This window comes from Halomonas sp. KM-1 (genome assembly GCF_000246875.1).
GTDB classification, from domain to species: domain Bacteria; phylum Pseudomonadota; class Gammaproteobacteria; order Pseudomonadales; family Halomonadaceae; genus Halomonas; species Halomonas aerodenitrificans.
In genome coordinates this window covers 22,320-40,345 of record NZ_BAEU01000138.1, presented here as the reverse complement: position 1 = coordinate 40,345, position 18,026 = coordinate 22,320, and the positions used below count along the sequence as shown (strand labels likewise).

Annotated in this window: 13 protein-coding genes; 1 reads left to right on the top strand and 12 read right to left on the bottom strand. The window is 62.4% G+C overall.

Annotation, left to right across the window (positions count from 1 at the left end):
- The first annotated feature begins 41 nt into the window (after positions 1–41).
- Entirely contained in the window at positions 42–488 is a 447-nt protein-coding gene (locus B8115_RS16570; RefSeq protein WP_010628953.1) for a hypothetical protein, read from the top strand.
- 151 nt (positions 489–639) lie between these two features.
- Here the strand turns inward: B8115_RS16570 and B8115_RS16565 are convergent, their stop codons facing one another.
- The 12 genes from B8115_RS16565 to B8115_RS23970 all read right to left on the bottom strand — a co-directional run bounded on the left by B8115_RS16565 (position 640) and on the right by B8115_RS23970 (position 17,442).
- Positions 640–1,086 (bottom strand): hypothetical protein, encoded by a 447-nt coding sequence (locus tag B8115_RS16565; RefSeq protein WP_010628952.1) that lies wholly within the window; start codon positions 1,084–1,086, stop codon positions 640–642.
- A gap of 62 nt (positions 1,087–1,148) precedes the next feature.
- Positions 1,149–2,201 (bottom strand): lipoprotein, encoded by a 1,053-nt coding sequence (locus B8115_RS16560; RefSeq protein ID WP_010628951.1) that lies wholly within the window; start codon positions 2,199–2,201, stop codon positions 1,149–1,151.
- 36 nt (positions 2,202–2,237) lie between these two features.
- Positions 2,238–2,738, bottom strand: coding sequence for a hypothetical protein (locus B8115_RS16555; protein ID WP_010628950.1), 501 nt, complete (start codon positions 2,736–2,738; stop codon positions 2,238–2,240).
- 10 nt (positions 2,739–2,748) lie between these two features.
- Positions 2,749–3,492: a hypothetical protein gene (locus tag B8115_RS16550; protein ID WP_010628949.1), complete on the bottom strand. Its 744-nt coding sequence runs from the start codon at positions 3,490–3,492 to the stop codon at positions 2,749–2,751.
- Between the two features lie 37 nt (positions 3,493–3,529).
- Positions 3,530–5,107, bottom strand: a complete 1,578-nt coding sequence (locus B8115_RS16545) for an SUMF1/EgtB/PvdO family nonheme iron enzyme (RefSeq protein WP_010628948.1) — start codon at positions 5,105–5,107, stop codon at positions 3,530–3,532.
- Entirely contained in the window at positions 5,097–6,338 is a 1,242-nt protein-coding gene (locus B8115_RS16540) for an ABC transporter permease (RefSeq protein WP_010628947.1), read from the bottom strand. The genes B8115_RS16545 and B8115_RS16540 overlap by 11 nt, the downstream gene beginning before the upstream one ends.
- Positions 6,322–7,020, bottom strand: coding sequence for an ABC transporter ATP-binding protein (locus B8115_RS16535; protein WP_026038183.1), 699 nt, complete (start codon positions 7,018–7,020; stop codon positions 6,322–6,324). Before B8115_RS16535 ends, B8115_RS16540 begins: the two co-directional genes overlap by 17 nt.
- A gap of 19 nt (positions 7,021–7,039) precedes the next feature.
- A complete protein-coding gene (locus B8115_RS16530) occupies positions 7,040–9,013 on the bottom strand; it encodes a vWA domain-containing protein (RefSeq protein ID WP_010628945.1) in 1,974 nt (657 codons plus the stop codon).
- Positions 9,013–10,176, bottom strand: coding sequence for a hypothetical protein (locus tag B8115_RS16525; protein WP_010628944.1), 1,164 nt, complete (start codon positions 10,174–10,176; stop codon positions 9,013–9,015). Before B8115_RS16525 ends, B8115_RS16530 begins: the two co-directional genes overlap by 1 nt.
- Complete coding sequence (locus tag B8115_RS16520; RefSeq protein WP_010628943.1) at positions 10,169–12,895, bottom strand: putative virulence factor; 2,727 nt, start codon at positions 12,893–12,895, stop codon at positions 10,169–10,171. Before B8115_RS16520 ends, B8115_RS16525 begins: the two co-directional genes overlap by 8 nt.
- Positions 12,892–15,993, bottom strand: coding sequence for a virulence factor SrfB (locus B8115_RS16515; RefSeq protein WP_010628942.1), 3,102 nt, complete (start codon positions 15,991–15,993; stop codon positions 12,892–12,894). Before B8115_RS16515 ends, B8115_RS16520 begins: the two co-directional genes overlap by 4 nt.
- 18 nt (positions 15,994–16,011) lie before the next feature.
- The gene (locus B8115_RS23970) at positions 16,012–17,442 is read right to left on the bottom strand and encodes an SrfA family protein (RefSeq protein WP_035591428.1); all 1,431 of its coding nucleotides are present in this window, start codon (positions 17,440–17,442) and stop codon (positions 16,012–16,014) included.
- Positions 17,443–18,026: the final 584 nt, after the last annotated feature.

The following is an 18,026-nucleotide window of genomic DNA, read 5'->3' as shown; positions in this document are numbered from 1 at the left end:
GCAATAATTTCACCATTATTCAACGAAGAGAGGAGGAGCATATGCTCGTAAAGAAGTACTGGGTAGTGGCTGTCACACTGGGGCTTACCATCGCTGCAGCTCCCGCCGCGGCTTTCGAATGGAAGTCTGGATGGGGCCAGGGCGTGTCGGAGTATAGCGTCAGCGATGGTAATCAGAACGAGCTGTATATCGCCTGTCCCAACTACGACGGGTATGTGACGGCCTATGCCGTCATCCAGGGTGTGGAGTTCAGTTCCGAAGGGCAGGGGTTCGACGTCATAGTCGATGGTGAACGTTACAGCAATCCCTTCAATACTGAATGCCGTGTCTGTGCGGATATCTTTCATGGTTTCTGGGAAGAGCTGCGTCGGGCAAATCGGCTCAGGATTGCCGCCGATGGGCTTGAAGCCAACCTGCCCGTACGCGGTGCTTCAGAAGCGTTGCCGGCCTTGGACGATCCGGCGTTCAGCTGCCATACGGAATGGTAGCGGGAATGGATAGTACGTGTGAGCGCGGTGGGCACGTAGATCGACCGGGACACTGCCTTTGGGCAGTGTGCCGGTACTCTTTCAGCCGGCCAGGGCCGCTAGGGGCCGGACTGGGAAAGCTCTGCTTGACGGCAATAGGCTAACGCAGTGCTCAGGTACGCTTGTTCTGGGCGAGTCGCTCCACGTTGAGCGCAATCGACAGGATAATGATCAGGCTCTCCTTGGCCAACGACATGAAGATGACCGAGAAGTATGTCGTGATAAGCGTACTGATCATCGCTGAAAGACCGGAAACGAAACCACCAAAGTAGCTGAACGCGACAGCGAAGAAGGCCATCAGGCTCAATATGGCGCCGATAAACCAGGACAAGAAGATCAGGCCGTCCCAGGCGGCGCGCAGCCAGTCGAAGACGGGGAACTCGGAGCGACTGCTGACCAGTTTCTGGGCTTCGTCCTGCTTGCGCATGTCGGCCAGGCGCAGCGCGGCACCTTTCCAGATACTCCAGGGAATGACAAAGAAGCGCACCACGCAGATGAGCAGGGCACTGATAGCGGCAGGAATGATGGCGGTGGCAATATCGTTCTTGAGTTGAGACATGTCTTTTCCTCGAATGCTAATGTTTACGTCGGTTGGATTGTCGTGACACCAGAGTGAGCTTCCTAGGGAAAGACAAACTCGATGGATTGTCTCGGGGTTAGGTCGCTGACCGTTCCCGTTCGGGTTTCCGTGTTTCCGTCAATGGTGATGGAGAGTTCATAGGGGATGGGGCTGGAGTTGCCGTTACAGCGTCGAAACAGAGAAACGGTGGCCATGTACGCTCCCTCGGGGGCAGTGCCGGCATCCCAAAAGATGTTTTCCACCGGGTTTTGCAGGCTGGATATACAGCCGGCGTTGGAGTCCACATCGAGCTGACCGCCGGAATAAGTGGAGACGTTGTTAAAAAAGACAGTGTCTCCGCTGGGGTCGGTGACCGCTAGATCCAGATCATCGCGGCTGTTCCAGCGCAGGGTGACCTGGACGTCGCCGGTTCCTAACAGCGGCTCAGCCCCAGTACCTTCAACGGCAATGAACTCCCGTGGTGGCGTGGCGGTCTCTGCGGTGGTGAGGGGGCCGATTTGACTCTGCGTTTGCGGCCAAGTCAGCGGGAATCGTTTCCCATGGTACAACGCAAGCCACAGACCGAGCAGCGCCAGGCCGCCCAGCAGCAGCGGCAGCATTACAGGCACCACCCAGCGCCGCCGCGGCTTTCGGGTGGCGGTGCCGGGCTGCGGTATTGTCGCCGCTGCGCTGATTGCCGAGGCAGCCGGTGCCGTCGTTCCCAGTGCTTTGACGGGCACCCACCGGATCAGCACCGGATCGCCACCCACCGAGTAGCAAGCTCCCTCGGCGGGTTGGGAAGGCAGGGCGCGTAGCTCCCCGGCGGCCGGGTCGCCGCGCAGCTCGAGCGCCTCGACCAGGCTGGCCAGCGCCGCCAGGCGCTGGTTCAGCCGCTCATCCAGCCGGGTTTGCTCTGCAGCTGAAAGCGCCTCCCTTCGCTGTGGCTGGCCAGGCAGCTCGCTCCACCATTCCAGGCAGCCGTCTCTCCCCACCCGCGGCGTGGCGAAGAGATTGCCAATGCTCGGTGGACAGTGGCGGTGGATCAGTGCCTGGCGGCGTGCCGGAAGCCCCGGGTCGACGAGGGCGTAGCCCTCGTCACGTAGCAGGCGCTGCATGATTGCCCTCTCTGGCAGTGCGGCGAGCGCTTGGCATCACGGCGTGTAACCCAGGCTCTGCTGCAGGCGGTCGACCTGCTGTTGCAGCGCTTCCAGGTGGGCATGGCGCTCGCTGAGCGCTTCCGCTTCACTGGCCGAGGGGCCGGGGTCGGCGGCCATCTGTCGTTCCAGATCGTTAAGCTGATGCTGAAGCCCCAGATGATCCTGGGAGCGGCGCTGCAGGCGGGTCACGAGCGCCTGAACGTTGCGCTCGAGTTCGTGGTGCTGCTGGTTGGTGATGCGCAACTCACTGCGTGTGGCACGCTGCTGTTCGGAGATCTGGCGGTGGATCTCACGAAACAGGGCGTTCTCCTCCTGATCGAGTTCGACCTGCTGTTCACCGGCATCGATGCGGGCGCGATAGCCGCCGCCGGCATCGCAGGAGAGCTTGGCGACTAGGCTGGCGTCGCGATTGTAAGGGTCGCAGGCCTCGGGCGTGGTGGCGCAGCCGGCGAGCAGTGCCAAGCCACCGGCGGCGGCGAGAAGGCGGATCTTCATGTGGCTCTCCTTAGCCCAGGGTAATGGCGGAACGCATGCTGTAGAGGTCGTCGACTTCCTGCTGCAGGGCCAGCACCTGCTGGTTCATCGTGTCGATTTCCTGCTCGACCTTGCTCAGTTCTGCGGGGCTGGCATCCTTGCGTTCCAGTTGTGCCACTTCTTCGTATTCCGATACGGTACGCTGCATGTTGCGCAGATCGCGACGCAGGATATCGATATTGCCGTCGATGGCGGCCAGTTCGCGCTGGGCCTCTTCCTGGTTGACACGCTGCTCGGTAATCTCGGTCTCGAGGCGCTCGATACGGGCACGGTCGTCGGCCATGACCTGGCGGGCGGTCTCTGTCCGCGCGATGACTCGTTGAGTGTCTGCCTGAATATCTTGGCTCATGACCTCGAGGCGCTGGGTGGTGGAGGCGTATTCGCTGCGGCGCTGATCCAGATAGAAGTTGGCGCCCATGGCCACACCACAGGCAGCCAGACCCGCGATGACGGCGCACTGTCCACGATTGCTGGTGCCACTGAGCATGCAGGTGGCAACGCCTACCGCAGCACCGGCGGCACAGGCCTGGAAGCCGGACTTGCTGAAGAACTGGGCGTCGTTGCCCTGGGTCAGGCGCGGGTCCGCGTTGGTATTGCCGTTGCTATTGCCCAGCATGGTGCTGCCGGTGCTGGCGCAGCCGGTGAGGAAAAGGGTGCCGGCCACGGCAGAGCCGATCAGCAGCTTCTTGAAGGAGGCCGAAAGAGTGAGTGTCATTGGTGTCGTTCCCTTGCGTACGGGTTAGTGTTAGTGGTTATTGCTCTGCCATGGCCTTACAGCTTTCCAGCCAGGCCTCGGCAGTGATGCGCTGGTTCTCCAGGTAATGGAGTTGATGCTGCCAGTAGGTCTGTAGATAGGGGCCGAGCCCGTTCAACTGCGGGTTGCGTGCGAGAATCTCGCTGAATACCTCGACCTGTTGAGCGATAGGCTCGCTGCCGTAGAGAGTGGCCGATTCCACTAGGCTGCTGGCGTAGTAGCGACTCAACCCTTGCAGGCGCTGCTCCTGCTCGGTCAGCCGCGCCTCGCGCATGGCGCAACTGGCATCCGGGTTGTCGCCTTCACAGTTGAGGCGGTAGTTGTCGGCCAGGAAGTCGAAGAAGACACCGTCATCCTCGAGTTTGGTGCACAGGAAGGCACCTAGATTGAGGCTGGCGCGGATGGCTTGGTTGCGGGCTTCCTCCTGGCGCTGGTTGCTGGCGCGCAGTTGGCGCTCAAGCGTCTGCAGTTGTTCCTGTAGGGCGTCGTCCTCTATGCCGGAAGCCAGCTCGGCCAGCTGTACCACCGTGCCCGGCGAACCGTCGAGCTCGTTCTCGCCCAAGCCCAGCGCCGCCCAGTTCTCCTCGATGGCGGCGATGCGCTCGCGGGAAGTGAGGGTAGGGGCGACCAGCGCCAGGCGCAGGCCGGTAGCGCGGCCGCGGTTATGTCCTGCGCTGCTGCTTGTGTTATTCGAGGCATAGTAGGGTTCTTCGCCACGCAGGGCGCTGCGCAGGTCCTCACGAGGTGTGAGGTAGCTGCCGCCGCGTACCACGAAGCCACCGGCTTGACCGTGCTGGCGGTCCAACTTGTTGAGTCGGAAGGGCTCGAACATCATCTCCGCGGCATTGCCCAACATGTCGTGCAGCCCCAAGGGGTTGGGTGCGAGCAGACCCGCCAACTGAAGCTGCCCATTGGAGGACTGTGCTCCGGCGAACCATTCATGGCCATTGATCCCTTCTGGCATGGGGTAGCGGGTATCGCGGTACTCGGCGGAGCTGACCTCGAGGCCGCCGCGAGCGGCAAACTCCCATTCGACCTCGGTGGGAAGGCGCATGAAGCCCTGCGCACCATCCTCCATGGGCAGTGTCTCCGGGGCCTGTTCTCGCAGCCACAGGTTGTAGGCATCGCTGAGCTGCATGGCGTCGAACCAGCTGAGCCCTACCTGGGGCAGGCGCTTGCGATTGGAAGGTGCGGGGCATTCGTCGGCCATGAGTGCCTCGTACTGCAGTTCAGTCAGCTCATATTTGGCCAGCAGGTAGTGGCGCGATGAGCCGCCGTCTTCGCTGCTGAAGCTGCCGGAAATGAAGGCGGGACGGCTCTGCTCTACATAGCCCCAGCCAGTGCCGTCTTGGCCGACATGCACCGGAAAGTCATCCAGCGGGGCGCTGGCGGGTACGTGCACCTGCCGAAACGCCATGGCGCCGTTGCAGGGCAGTGGCAGGATCACGTCGTCATCCAGCGGCGCGGGATTGTAAAGGCGCTCGGGCCACGGCTCTTCGGCATTGGCAGTCGCTGCCAGGCCCAGGCAGGCGGCCAGTGCGACAGACGGCACGATGAAATAGCATTCAGGCTTCACGTAGACTCTCCGCGGGCTGGATGCCGAAGGCCCGAGCGACGCCGATGGCGGCCACCGCGAGGGCGACGACCAGGGTCAGGGCCAGGGCGATCAAGGCATGGGTGACGGTGATATGGCTGACGACGCCAGCCGCCAAATGGCTGGTGGCCAGGGCACGGTTGAAGAGCGCGGAACCCAGCGCAAACAGCGCAAGCCCAGCGGCGAAGGCGATCAGGGTGAGCAGGCCAACCTGGGCGGTGACAAAGGCAGCGACTGCATGCTTGTGGAATCCCAGCAGTCGCAACACGGCATACTCGCGTCGCTTGCGGTCGATATTGGCCATGAAGGCGCCGGCCATGGAGGCGAGACAGCCGATCAGTGCGGCGGCGGCGATCACCCCGAAGATGAGCCCGAGTACACGGTTGATGGCACGCACGCTTTCGATTTCTGCCAGCCGGCTGGCGGTGTCGATGCGCTGAGCCTCCAGTGCCTGCACGACACCGGCCACTGCGTCGCCGTCGCTGGCGAAGATGCGCGCGCGGGCAAAGCGTACCGGATAGTCGTCTCGCTGGGTGCCGCTCACGACACCCAACAGCGGGCTGGGGTGGCCATCGCGAAAGCGCTCCAACTCGATCAGCAGCGGTAGCTCGACAAAAGCCGCAGGGCGGGGGAAACGCGCCGCCGGCAGTACGTCCAGTACGCTGACCTCAAGACGACCGCGCTCGGCCTGGCCGTCGAGGCGACGGCTGGCCGCCAGGGTCAGTCGCTCACCCGCGACTGCTTCCAACCTGCGTGCGGCGGGTTCACTGAGCACCACGCCGCTGCCGACCGGAACCAAGGCGGATTCGCCCAACAGGGGGTCGCCCGCGGCCGAGGGGATCAGCTCGATCCCTTCGAGGAAGTGCTGACGGTCGCGCAGCAGGTCTGCCTGGGTATTCAACGAGCGGGTCTGGCCAATGGCGAAGCCGACTCCGGGCAAGGCGCGTATCTCCTCCAGCCAGGCCTCGTCGTAGCTGCCGCTGGTCAGCATGCGTACTTCCAGGTTGCGCGGGTCGTCAAGCAGCTCGCGCTGCAGTTGGCTGACCACGCCGTGCTTGAGACCGAACAGCAGCAGCAAGGGGGCGATCACCGCTACCAAGGCGGCGGCGATACATAGTGAGACGTAGCGATCGTGCCAGAGGTCCTGCAGCGCCAGGCGCAAGACCAGGCGAGTACGGTTTGCCAGCGAGGCTCGGTTAGGTGTCCGGCGCAAAGCGACATCCTCCCGGCGTCAGGGTGGCAGCCAGCCGTGGCAACTGGAAATGGGTAACCAGGGCCAAATCGTGGGAGACCACCAGGGCGGCCATCTGCAGCTCCTGAACCAGCGAGACGATCAGTCCGAAGAGCCGTTCACCGGCTTGTGGGTCCAGGGCGGCGGTGGGCTCATCGGCCAGCAGCAGGCGGGGCTCATGGGCCATGGCACGTACGAAGGCGGTGCGCTGGCGCTCGCCGATCGACAGCGCTCCGGGGCGCTTGTCGAGCAGGGGCTCCAGGCCCAGAACATCGCAGGCGTGGGCTACCCGCTCGCTGTGTACCGGCATCCCCAGCAGGCGGCGTGGCAGGGCGATGTTGTCGCGCACGCTCAGGAAAGGCAGCAGGCCGCCGCTCTGCAACAGGAAGCCCAGGTCGCGTGAGCGGATCTCGGCCAAGGCGCGTTCGTTACGGGCTTGCAGCAGTGCGGTCAGGTCGGTGCGCTCAGACCCCAGAGTGAAGCGTTCGAGCGCTGTCGGGGTCAGTAACAGTCCGATGGCCTCCAGTAGAGTGCTCTTACCGCAGCCGCTGGGGCCGACCACGGCCATGACCTCGCCGGTGGCGAGCTCCAAACTGGGCAGGTGCACTGCATGGCCGGCTGCTCCCTGGCCGCGTGTGATGCTGAGTTCTCTAAGCGAGAGCATAGGGTCGGCTCGCATAGGCTCAGGGCATCATTTCCAGTGGGACGGGGTAGACGTCCTCACGCGGGTCGGCGCCTTCGGCAAGGGTCACCCAGCGGTCCACGTCTTCGTTGTAGCGCTGATAGTGACGCAGTTTGGTGGCCAGGCGACGGATAAAGCGCTCCTGTTGCAGGCCATCCCAGCTCAGCCAAGTCTCTTCGTCCAGATTGAGCACTTCGCTCTGGTAAGGCAGCTCCTCCAGATATTCCCCCATCAAGCCCAGCTCGCCGAGACGCTGCCCCTCGCTCTGCTGCAGTTGATTGGGGTCGGCGCCCATGGCGGCGGCTACGGAGCGCAGGCGATCGAACATGTCGGTGGGGGAGATCAGGCCGGCGTTGGCGGCGTCGAGGATCTCGCCGACAGTGTCGCTCAGGTCGCTGAGTTGGCCCTTGGTGAGCAGGACGCGCACTTCAGTGGTGGGCAGGTGCTGGGCGATCAGGTCGCGGTCGCTGATCCATGCCTCGAATACCGGAGGTGCCTGGCTGCCGGTGGTCTGGCCGAGATAAGCCAGGCGCATGGCGTGGCCGATCAGCGCCAGTTCGTCGCGCAAACGCTGCTCGCCGGGGTCTTCTTCGGCCTCGTCTTCAGCGTGTAGAGCACTGCCGATGGCTTCTTCGCCCAGGTAGGCAGCATGGACCTGATCGGTGATAGCCGCCGCCAAGGCATCGACGCGCTGACCGAACAGAGCGACATCGCCGGTATCCACCGGATAGTAGAGCGAGGTGCCGGTGCCGGCAAAGGTGGAAAGGTTGCTGTACTGCCCTTCGGCTACCGCGTGGTCGCCTCGCCGCTCTCCAGCAGGGGTCTTCAGGTGCAGCGTGTAAACGGCGATACCATGGCGGGCGGCCTCAAGGCGTACCTGATCCGCGTCCAGTCCAGTGGAGGAACGCTCACTGTCGCCCTCGATGGCGCTGGCGTCGGTGATTAGCACGATGTAGCGCGCACCGAAGTTGCTCCACTCCACTTCGTCGATGGCTTGCATCACGCCGGCATAAGCGTCCTCTTCCCAGCCAACGGTGGAAGCCTGAGCCTCCCGCAGGTCGGCCACCTGGGCCATGAAGTCGCTGCCGTCCTCGACCTCGTTGGGGTCGGCGTACATCCGCGTCACGTATTCGATGTCGGGGGCGTGATCGACGCTGTCACGGAAGGAGATCAGGCCGAAGCGAACGCGCTCGGTAAGCTCCTCTTGTTCGATGCGCTGATAGATGCGCTCCACGGCCTCACGGGTGCGCTCGATGTAGGGGCCCATGGAGATGGTGGAGTCAATGACGAAGACCACACCGGCATTGAATTCGCGCAGCTGAGCGGAGACGTCGTCTGGGGCGTTTTCAACCTCGTTTTCGTCCGCCTCGCTGACCGAGGCAATCCGTAGCAGGCGGGTCATGAAGCCCGCCTCTGTCATGATCTCTTCCCCTTCGAGAATCGGCAGGAGGTAGAACTGCTCGTGCAGGTCGACGAAGTATTCGGGCTCCTGTGCAACGATGCCCGGTGCCTCACCGTCACGACGCAGTTGGGCGCGCAGCGGGGCAACCTGGCTTGAGGGCTCGAAGTCATCGAAGATCGTCATCAAGCCGTCGCGCTCTTCGAAGAAGATCAGTCGCCCACGGTTGGCAGGGTTGGTGAAGGCCAGCGTGAGTTGCATCTTCCAGTCCACGGTGCAGGCTGCCGGCAGCCAGCCACTGATGCTGCCGTAGCTGTCCGGGCCGACTTCCAGCCAAACTTCGCCGTTGTCTTCGCTACGCTGATACACATAGAAGCGGCTGAAGGTGGGTTGCAGCTCGCCGTCATGCTCGCCGGCCCGCTCCACCAGCTGGCAGCCGGGAGTGGTCAGAACACGCTGATGAAGGGTCTGCTTGCCCTCCTGAAGCAGCGGGCGCACGTCGGCGAAAGCCAGAGTGGCGCTCGCCGCCAGCGGCAAACCGAGGGCGAGGCTCAGCAGGTTCTTACGCAGGATCATCACTGCAGCTCCTCCAGGCGCTGGCTGGCCTCGGCATTGTCGGGATCGTGGCTGAGAGCTAAGTCGTACCAGAAAATCGCCGTTTCCGTGTCTGCTACCGGGAAGCAGGCGCTGGGTGCGTGCTGGGCCGGGTCGAACTCCCGGGCATAAGCCAAAGCAGCGGCAACATCGCCGCTGATTGCCTGGTGGGCGTAGAGGCGGCGTGCGATACCGCAGTGGGCGTTGTCCCGGGCCTCGCCGATCACTGCCATCATGTTGCCGGCCTCACTTCCGGCGCTGGTGCAGACATGGATGAACTCCAATTCACCCATCTCCTCCATACGCTGAAGTGAGCAGGGGCCGGCCGTTGCAGCAGCCTGGGTCGGTGCAGGTTCCTCGGGCGCTGCTGTTTCGGAGAGGTTCTCTTCGCCGGTTTCCTCGAGCAGGGGCTCTTCCTGAGGTGTGGCTTCACCTTCAACCAGGCTCTCGTCAACCGTAGTCTCGTCAACCGTAGTCTCGTCAGCGGCGGCGAGGGGCTCCTGGCCGCGCATGGCCAATCCGAACCAGGCGGCAGCTCCGATGATGGCGGCCAGAATGGCCACGGCGAGCAGGATCCACAGCCAGCGCTTGCTCTTACCGGCCGGCGCCGGTGCTGATTCGGGCCGTGCCGGAGCGGGCTCGGGCACGGCCTCGTGAGAGGTGGCAGGCGCTTCGATGGCCGACGCAGCGTCAGGAACCGTTACAGGTTCCGGTTGTGGTTCGGGGTTCGCAGGCGGGGCCTGGGGTGTATCGAGCGTAGCGCTGGCCTTGTAATCGGGAGCGGTTCCGCTGGCACCCGAGGACATCAAACCCTGGCCGATACGCAGGCGTGCTCTGCCGACCTGTGCACCGTCCGGTCCGTAGAGTCTGACCATGTAGGTAGCGTGAGGGTTTTCCAGGAGTGGGTCGACGATCGTGTCGTCCACGACGGCCGTCAGGCTTTCGTCCGCCCCCGGTTGCAACGTCGGCAGGTGGAACTTGAAGGTATTGCTGCGCCACAGCCCATCTTCCTGTAGGAAGTGTTCATCCTGATTACGCTGAATATCGAGCGAGAGTCCCTCGTTCTCTCCCTTCCAGCCGAGGAGGACTAGCTGGCCATGGCCAGGCTGGTTGGACTCTAGCGGTTTGAGTTCTACCTTACGCATGGGCCTTCTTCCTTATGGCAAACATCGCCAACACGTTGCCAAGACGCTCGTTCTGTTCGATGGTGATTTCTTGCGCGTCGTTGTGGCCGGCGTTTTCCTGGGTCATCAGGCAAAGCCCAGACAGCCAGTCGCCCAGATAGACCACTGCCTGGTTGACCGGCTGGTCTGGCAACTGTGGCAGGTTGTCATTGTCTATTTGCTGGCGCTCGTAGCCGAACAGGTGAGTCTTGGCACCGACTAAGCTATTGGGGCGCTGCTCGATCGGGCTGTAGTGGAAGCCGAGCCAGGCGATGAAGTCGCGCAGCACCAGCTGGGCAGCCAGCACCTGGCGCGACACCAGGCGATCGCGACGGGCGCCGCTCTGTATCCGCTGCAGCAAGGCCTCATGAAGCTTTTCCTGAACCTTCTTTCTGCTGGCTCCGGTGATCAGCTCATCGCCAAGCAGTTTCACCAGCTCGCGGTCGAGGCCAAGCATTCTCAGTAGGCCATGGCGCTGGGGCAGTTCACGGATATGCCCGACCCAGGCGTTGTAGACGGCGCGAGAAAAACGATGATCGGCGCTCTGCAGTACTGGTGCTTCTGGTTGAGCAGCGGCGGAAGCCGAGGCCTCGGCGGAGTCGTCGCCAAAGGGCAGGTCGCCAAAACCACCTTCCAGGCCAAACCCGCTGCTGCCATATAGTCCGGCATCGTCGGTGGCGACCGCCTCTTCATCGTTGTTGGTCTCAGGCAAGAGACTGTCTTCGCTGTCGCTGAGGTAGAGGTCGCGCACCAGTTCATCGGTGAGCTCGAGGTGATACTGCAATTCCCCCAAGGACGGCAGGCGCGTTTGAAGCTCTTTCCAGAAGCGTGTTGCGATCTCGCGCTTCTCTTTAACTTCTCTGGTGGTGTCGCCGAAGTGCCACTTAGCCAGACGCTCTGTTACCACTCGGCGTTGTGTCTCTTCCAACTGGCTTTCAATGCGGTCCAGCTTGTATTCGAGCCCGGCAATGCGCCCTAGATAGTCGCCGATACGTGCCATGCCACCATCGTCCAGGGCCAGCATGGCCTGCCAGGCTTCTGCGGGCTGCCCGACGTGCTTCAGTACCGACGGGCTCTCGACGAAGGTGGCCTGCATGCGCGCCAGGGCGTCAGCGGCATCGTCGTGGATGGCGACCTCGCGGCCCTGTTCGCTGACCAGGAAGGGCACCGGCAGCCGCGGCTTGCGTACCAGGAAGGTATTGTTGAAGGCTTGGGCCGGCGACCACTCCTGCATCCAGTCGTAGGCGCTGAAGCGCTCCAGCATGGTCATCTTGATCAAACCTTCCCAGCCCTCGCGCAATTGGCCGTCGGGTTGTTGCAGGCTTCCATTGATGCGTAAGTCGAACATGGTCAGCGCCCAGATCAACCCCGGGTCACGGCTGCCTCGTTCCTCGGCTGTTTTACCCTGGGTCTTCTCGATCCAGCGGGTCAGCACCGGCCCCACGCTGGTAACGTCGCTCTGCTTGCTGGCGCTGGTGCAGACCACCAGGCCGTTCATCTCCTGGCTGTCGGTATAGCGCTCGAAGAGATAGGCGACCTTGCCACGCAGCAACAGCTGGGAGAGCCCATCCTGACTACCGGGCTCACCGATCTGGCTGAGGTTTAGGCGGCCACGGTAGCCGGGGAAATCGAGCAGGTCGACGCGTTCGACGCGCGGATCCCGGGTGGGCTCCACCAGCGGAAAGGTCAGCTCGGCGGTAAGGGCGGCGAGCTGAGCCACCGGCAAGCTGACAGGTGCGCCAAGCTCGTCTCCGCTGGCGGGACAGACATCCAGCGGCTGGTCCTGGGCGGTACCCAGTCGCTCGAGGATGTCCACGTTCATGATGCTGTCGCGCTGGCTGAAGCCGTCACTATCGCGCACTACCAAGCAGCGCAGCGGGGCATAGACTCGTGGCGCATGCCCCAGGGCGGCCAATGATTGGGCCAGTTGCTGATAGAGCTTGGTCAGCCCGTCCTGCTCGCCCCACAGGATGGAGAACAGCGTTGCACGCTGATGGCTGTTGAGGCGCGGTGCCAGCTGGACAACCCTTGGCCAGTAGCGGGCGTTGAGCTTGCTGACCGACTTGGGGAAGCTCTCCTGCAGGTAGTCCCACAGCTCGACGACACCCTCCGGCGTGACGCCCGGCTGCAGGGCATCGCCGAGTTCACCCTCGTGAGGCGCCAGCATCGCGGCCACCTTCTTCTCGTCGATTTCGTAGGCGTCCTCGCGCTCGTGGTCGAAGTCGTTGAACCAGGCGTTGGCCAGGACCTTGGCAACCTCGATCTCGCTGAACAGCTTGAGCTCGACCGGGAACTCCGCGGGGCCAGAGCTGGCGGTACGGCTGAAGCGGGTGACCAGACCGGTGGCCTCCTTGCCGCCGCCGACCGGGTTGACGTGCTCGATGAAGTCCAAACGTGCCGGGCCGTACTGGGTCTCCAGCTTGCCGTTCTCCCCGGCAGCCAGTGCCGAGATGAGGTAGGACTTGCCCGCCTGGGAGAGGCCGAAGAAGCCTACCGTCATCGGTGTGGTGGCGGCCCGGGACAGGCTTCGTGCCAGGTTACGGGCACGGTAGAACTCGAGGCTCAGCTGGTCGGCTTCGCTGTCTAGGTTGGGGGCATTACCGCGCACCGCCTCGATCCACTCGATCGCCTCGCCGGCGCCATCATGAAAGGCCTGCCAGCCTTCGCTGAGTCGCTGCTGTTCGGGTGTCAACTGGTTCATGTCCGCTTCACGCTCCCGCTGTCCAGCCAATAGTTGGTATCGCCAAGCCCAGCATCGCTGAGAGTGTTGAGTTGAAGAATGAGGTCCTTGAGTCGAAACTCCCGACCATTACTCAGTTCGGCATTCATGACTTCCAGCCGGTCACTGGGCACAATCTGGCCTTTGGCTGCTTTTCCTGATGCCCTTTTTGTCGATTCATCGACCGCCTTAAGCTGCACTCTCAGTACGGGTAAGGGGTCGCCAAACTTCTCTGCCTGGGCCTCTGCGGCTGATAGTGTTTCCGTCCCGCGCGGCGTTAGGCCCAGCGTATAGAGCGGTGAGGCAGGCCAACGCTGCGCGGCCAACTGGCGAAAACCGATACGTAGTGGCCCACGCATCTCGATGGCAGGTGTGTGGCCATGCTCGTTTTCCAACTGGATGGCGGTCCCGTCCTCGTTGGTCGCGATGTCGCGATAGGTCACATCGGCATCGGGAATGGTGTTGTTGTTATCGATCAGGCCGATGTGCCGGACGGTCGAGTAGGGGCGCAGGGCCGCGGCGCGGAAGAAGAAGTTGGAGAGATTCCTCTGCGCACAGAGCAGGCAGAGCATAGCGCCCACCGAGGCGGTGCTCTTGGGATCGTCGATGCGGCCGTTGCGATGGAAGGGGTACCAGCTACCGGTGCGGTAACCCTGGAGCGGCAGGATGCGTCCCGGTGGCAGTGGCAGCATCTTACGCAGGTAAGCCTGGATGCCCGGCAGGCGGGAAGGTCTGCCGGTGATCAGCAGGGTATCGCACTGGTAGAGGAACACCACCTCGCAGAGTGAGGCTAGAGTCTTGCAGATGTTGAAGCGATCCTTGAGGAAGGCGCGATGTACCTCCAGCAGATTGACCGTGAGAGGAATGCTGAGTAGATCGAAGTCGATATCACCGCCAAGTTCGCGTCGCAGGGCGCTCTCCACATAGCGACGCACGGAGTCACTGATCGCTTGATCGCCAAGGCGCTCGCCGTAGCTGAGGGTTTCCGGCCCGCAGGGCAATTCGGGATTGAACGCCTCGTAGGCTTCCAGCAGGGCCAGCCCCAATGGGGTAAAGACCTGCAGGTTGAGCTGCTGGCGCAGTACCTGTTCCTGAGCGTTTGCCCCCTCCTGGCCGCAGAGTCGCGACATCATGGCGTCAGGGGAAGCCACGCCTGCCTGCTTGAGCGCCTCCTCGAAGCTGGGAAGGATGAAGAGCTGGATGATATCGAGCAGAATGTCGTCACCGGCAACCCGGAAGCCATCTCGGAATCGCTGCTCCGGTACCACGAAGACATTGCTGCCGCTGCTACCGCTGCCGTTGCGTTCCAGGTGGTAATCGGTGATCACCAAGTCGGTGGTGCCACCGCCGATATCGATGGTGCCGAGAGTGATGCGTTCCCGGTCCGATTTGCCGGAGCGGGCCAGGGTGGCGAAAAACTCTTCAGGGTGGCCGGCGAAGTTCTCCTTCACCTCTGTGTAGAGATAGACCAGCTGGCCGCAGGAAGCTTCGTCCCACTCCACACGTAGCTTCGGCATGGGTACACGAAGCGTAACGTCGGTGGCTTGGAATGGGTTGCTCTCCTCGACGTCGTTGTGCCAACCGAGGCTCTTCCATACCAAGGCCACAGCCTGCTCCAGGCGAGAAACCAGCAGGCTGCGCTCCGCCTGGGGCATGGCCGGCGGCACCGTGAGGGTGATAGAGCGTAACTGGCGCGGACGGTTGGTATGCCCCTGACGCACGCGCTGGGAGGGGCTGTTGGTCTGCATCAAGGCCTGGGCCAGCACCTCGGCCAGCATGAAGGTCATCAGCGAGCTGCGCGAGTAGTGCGGCTTGAAGACCGGCATCTGGTCATCTTCATCATTGAAAATGTACAGTGCATCACCCAGCTCGTTGATCAGATGCGAAAAGGGGGCGGCGGTGGCATGGGGTTCGGTATCGGTTCGTACATAGGCGCTGTTGAATCGCCAGCCGTGGCGATACAGCTCCTCGTCCCACAGGTAGCGTTTGGGACTGGAAAGACCGGTGGAGCCCTCGGTGCCGCGGCGGCGCCCGGCCAGACGACCCGCTTCGTCACCGACCCGGGCGATGGTCGGCCACAGGAAGGCGTCGGGGCGACCGCTCTTGACCGAAAGGTGGTCCTTGCCGAAGAAGGTCTGGGAGAATTCGATTCGGCTCTCGAAGGGTTCGCGATAGACCCGCTCGGGGTCGACCAGATCTCGCAGTTCGAGCACATAGTTGTGCTTGAGCCCCATCCCAGACTGGCCGTGATCCTCGATCAGGATTCCGCAAGTGCGTGAATTGCCCACGTCCAGCACCAGATCGACAGGGATGGCCCCTTCGCTTTGGGCGATAACCTTGAGATCTGGAATATCGACCCGCGGGGCGGGGTCGCGGTGCTCCGCTTTAATGGGGCGGTGCAGCAGGCTCAGCATATTGAGGTAGTGGGCGAGATGCAGGCGTTCGCCCAGGGCTTCATCCATCTCCTGGCTGTCCAGCCCAGGGTTGGCCTCGCGAAATAGTTCCTCAAGCCATTCCTTCACCCAAGGCTGGTCCATAAACCATTTCATATCGATGGTCATGGTGGCCAGACGGAAGTTGGCTCCGGCACTGATGTCGTCATCGGTGGGACAGAGATAGGTCGTGTTGTCACGGCGCGGCAGGGTGCGGGTGTCGAAGGCCAGGGTCAGGCGGTGAGTGTGGCCGTCGAGATCCGGCTCTTTGAGCGCCACCAGGCGCATGCGTGCCCAGTTGGCCGGGCCTTCGTCGAACTTGCCCGGCGGACGGAAGCGCAGGAATGGAACGGGTAGCCAGGCGCCGTTCAGCTGCTCGAGGCTTGTCGCCATGGGCACGTCGAAGTCCGACTCTCGGACCGTCTCGATCTTGTCCTTGGCGCCATCCCTTTCGATGACATGAAACAGCTCACCGTTCTCCTGGTTGACCAGCAGACGGGTCAGCATCTTGTCGGTATTGGCCAGGTACTTGAATTCGCCCGCGGATTCACGGCGCGGGTCGAGCGTCAGGCCGAAGTCCATGAATTGGACGCCGGAGTGACTGACCAGAGTGGCCACCTCTTCGAACTTGATGATTTCTGGCAACATGATCGGTTAACCGTCCTGTTAGCTGGCTTTCCGTAACTGCATGGGGAAAGGTTCGTCGTCATAGCTGGCCGCGCAGGTGGCCGTTTCACCATCGGCCTGGTGGCATTGCACTCGAGGCATTTCGTAGTGACTGCCGTCCTCGCAGCGGGCCCTTTCTTGACCTTCCACCTGCAAATTACCGTCCTGCATGGTGGCGGATACCGGTCCTGCACAGGTCATCCCTGAGCTGCCACCGCGCTGTATGTACATGGCACCGTTGCCCTGCTCGAAGGTGTAGGTCACCTGCAGGGGACGACCGGTCTGGCTATCCATCACACCTGCGCCTCGCCAGTTACCGTTGAGGAAATCGGCCGTACCATCGGGGGCGTTGGCCGGCAGGGTCAGCGGCTCCAGGGTGGGGGGGATGAAGCCATCCGGCAGTGCTGGCGGAGTCGGCATATCGCCGACGAGGGGGAGCCCTTCGGCGAAGGGAGCCACTCTTTGATCGGCTGAGGCCTGGAGGTCGACACCGAGGGTGGAGTCGTCAGGCATGCTCGACTCTGGAGAGGGCAGGCCGGGTGTGCCAAGGGCGGGAGTGCGGCCACCGATGGCGGGTAGCGTTGGGTCGCCGTCCAGACCAGAAGAGGTCGGATTGGGGGCCGTCAGGCGTTGACCCGGCAATGAGCCACCACTCAAGCTATTGAATGGCCAGAAGTCCCAACCATGCTGCATCCGAGGGAGCGTGGCGTCTGGGGTGCGGGCGTCCAGAGAGGGAGTAGCAAGCGTCGGTGCGCCTGGCGAGGAGCAAGCCCTGAGTCCGAATAACAATAGCAACAGCAACAGCCCCAAAAGCAGCGGTAGCAGCCACCACCATCGACGCCACCAAGGGCGGACCGACGCCACGGGGGCGGGGCGAGGTTCTGGCTCCAAGGCTGTGTCAAGTGGGGCGATTGGTGCTGATAGGGGGGGCGGCGCAGTCTCCTCGGGGAGAGCCGAGGGGTAGAGGCAGAGCAGGGGATTGGCGTGCCGGTCGGCATCCGGGTGGATAAACCCCCAGAAAGTGAGCACTGGGGTGCCGTTGACGAGATAGACGAAACCTTCGTCTGGGAAGTGGCACACCCATTTCACTAGCCGGTTGAATACTTCATGGTCGCCGCTTTGTCCCTCATGAGGAGAGTGGCGAAGCGCAATGATATCCTGCCGGAAGGCCTCCAATTGAATGCGTGCGTCTTCTCGCTCCCCTTCGGTGGCACTGCTCCAAGGAATGACATCGCCTTCGATGTCGCTGTACCAGTCGGCACCCTCGCCCTGCTGGTCACGTTGAGGGATAGCCAAGTGTCGCTCTTTGCCTGGTAACCGACGTGAGATCACCTTGCGGAGCTGAAGCGCGGAATGATAGACCGGTTGACCCGTTTCGCCTAAGGCTCGGAATTGCTCGGTTTTTCCGCTATGCAGAAGAATTGCGGGCACGCCTCTCTCTCTCCTTGACTTGGCCTTCTGCGATGAGATCGCAGTCGAGTGAACTGCCAGGAGTCATAGGAAGAGCGCCAGACTGACAGCGCAAAGGTGTCAGGCTCTGGTGAAGGATTTCCTTGCACTTGCTATGTCGTCCCTTGCGTACTGTTCGGCCAGCTAGAGCTGGCTCTGCTTTGAATTCGTTAATATTTATATTTTAAATTAGCATGTTAGTTTATCTTAGGGAAGCGATACTTTCATCCAATTGCCTTCCGTCGTTGCTCACCCCCTGAAGAGCCCGTTTCTCCGCATTCATTCCCACTATCCGGCTGCTGGAGACGAGATTATTGCCCCAAAGATGACTATGGTACATCGTTTCGGGCGTGGTCTTATTTGACGTCTGCCGGTTGCTATTTCTTCGAAATGCTGCTGTGGTTTTCAGAGCCCCGCTAGGTGCTCAATGGTCCGAGCGTGGCATTCGTCTTTCGTGGAGGCTGGTGCTCTTGCCCCGGCACGATTTCGATGCCGCTTACACTGTGGCTATGCCGGCCCGGCCGATTCGACATGTTATACTGACGCTCCACCAGCCTAGTGGTTAC

Bases quoted from the DNA above. Each gene is read 5' to 3' on its own strand.
- B8115_RS16570 (WP_010628953.1), top strand. From the start codon at position 42: ATGCTCGTAAAGAAGTACTGGGTAGTGGCTGTCACACTGGGGCTTACC.
- B8115_RS16565 (WP_010628952.1), bottom strand. From the start codon at position 1,086: ATGTCTCAACTCAAGAACGATATTGCCACCGCCATCATTCCTGCCGCT.
- B8115_RS16560 (WP_010628951.1), bottom strand. From the start codon at position 2,201: ATGCAGCGCCTGCTACGTGACGAGGGCTACGCCCTCGTCGACCCGGGG.
- B8115_RS16555 (WP_010628950.1), bottom strand. From the start codon at position 2,738: ATGAAGATCCGCCTTCTCGCCGCCGCCGGTGGCTTGGCACTGCTCGCC.
- B8115_RS16550 (WP_010628949.1), bottom strand. From the start codon at position 3,492: ATGACACTCACTCTTTCGGCCTCCTTCAAGAAGCTGCTGATCGGCTCT.
- B8115_RS16535 (WP_026038183.1), bottom strand. From the start codon at position 7,020: ATGCTCTCGCTTAGAGAACTCAGCATCACACGCGGCCAGGGAGCAGCC.
- B8115_RS16530 (WP_010628945.1), bottom strand. From the start codon at position 9,013: ATGATCCTGCGTAAGAACCTGCTGAGCCTCGCCCTCGGTTTGCCGCTG.
- B8115_RS16525 (WP_010628944.1), bottom strand. From the start codon at position 10,176: ATGCGTAAGGTAGAACTCAAACCGCTAGAGTCCAACCAGCCTGGCCAT.
- B8115_RS16520 (WP_010628943.1), bottom strand. From the start codon at position 12,895: ATGAACCAGTTGACACCCGAACAGCAGCGACTCAGCGAAGGCTGGCAG.
- B8115_RS16515 (WP_010628942.1), bottom strand. From the start codon at position 15,993: ATGTTGCCAGAAATCATCAAGTTCGAAGAGGTGGCCACTCTGGTCAGT.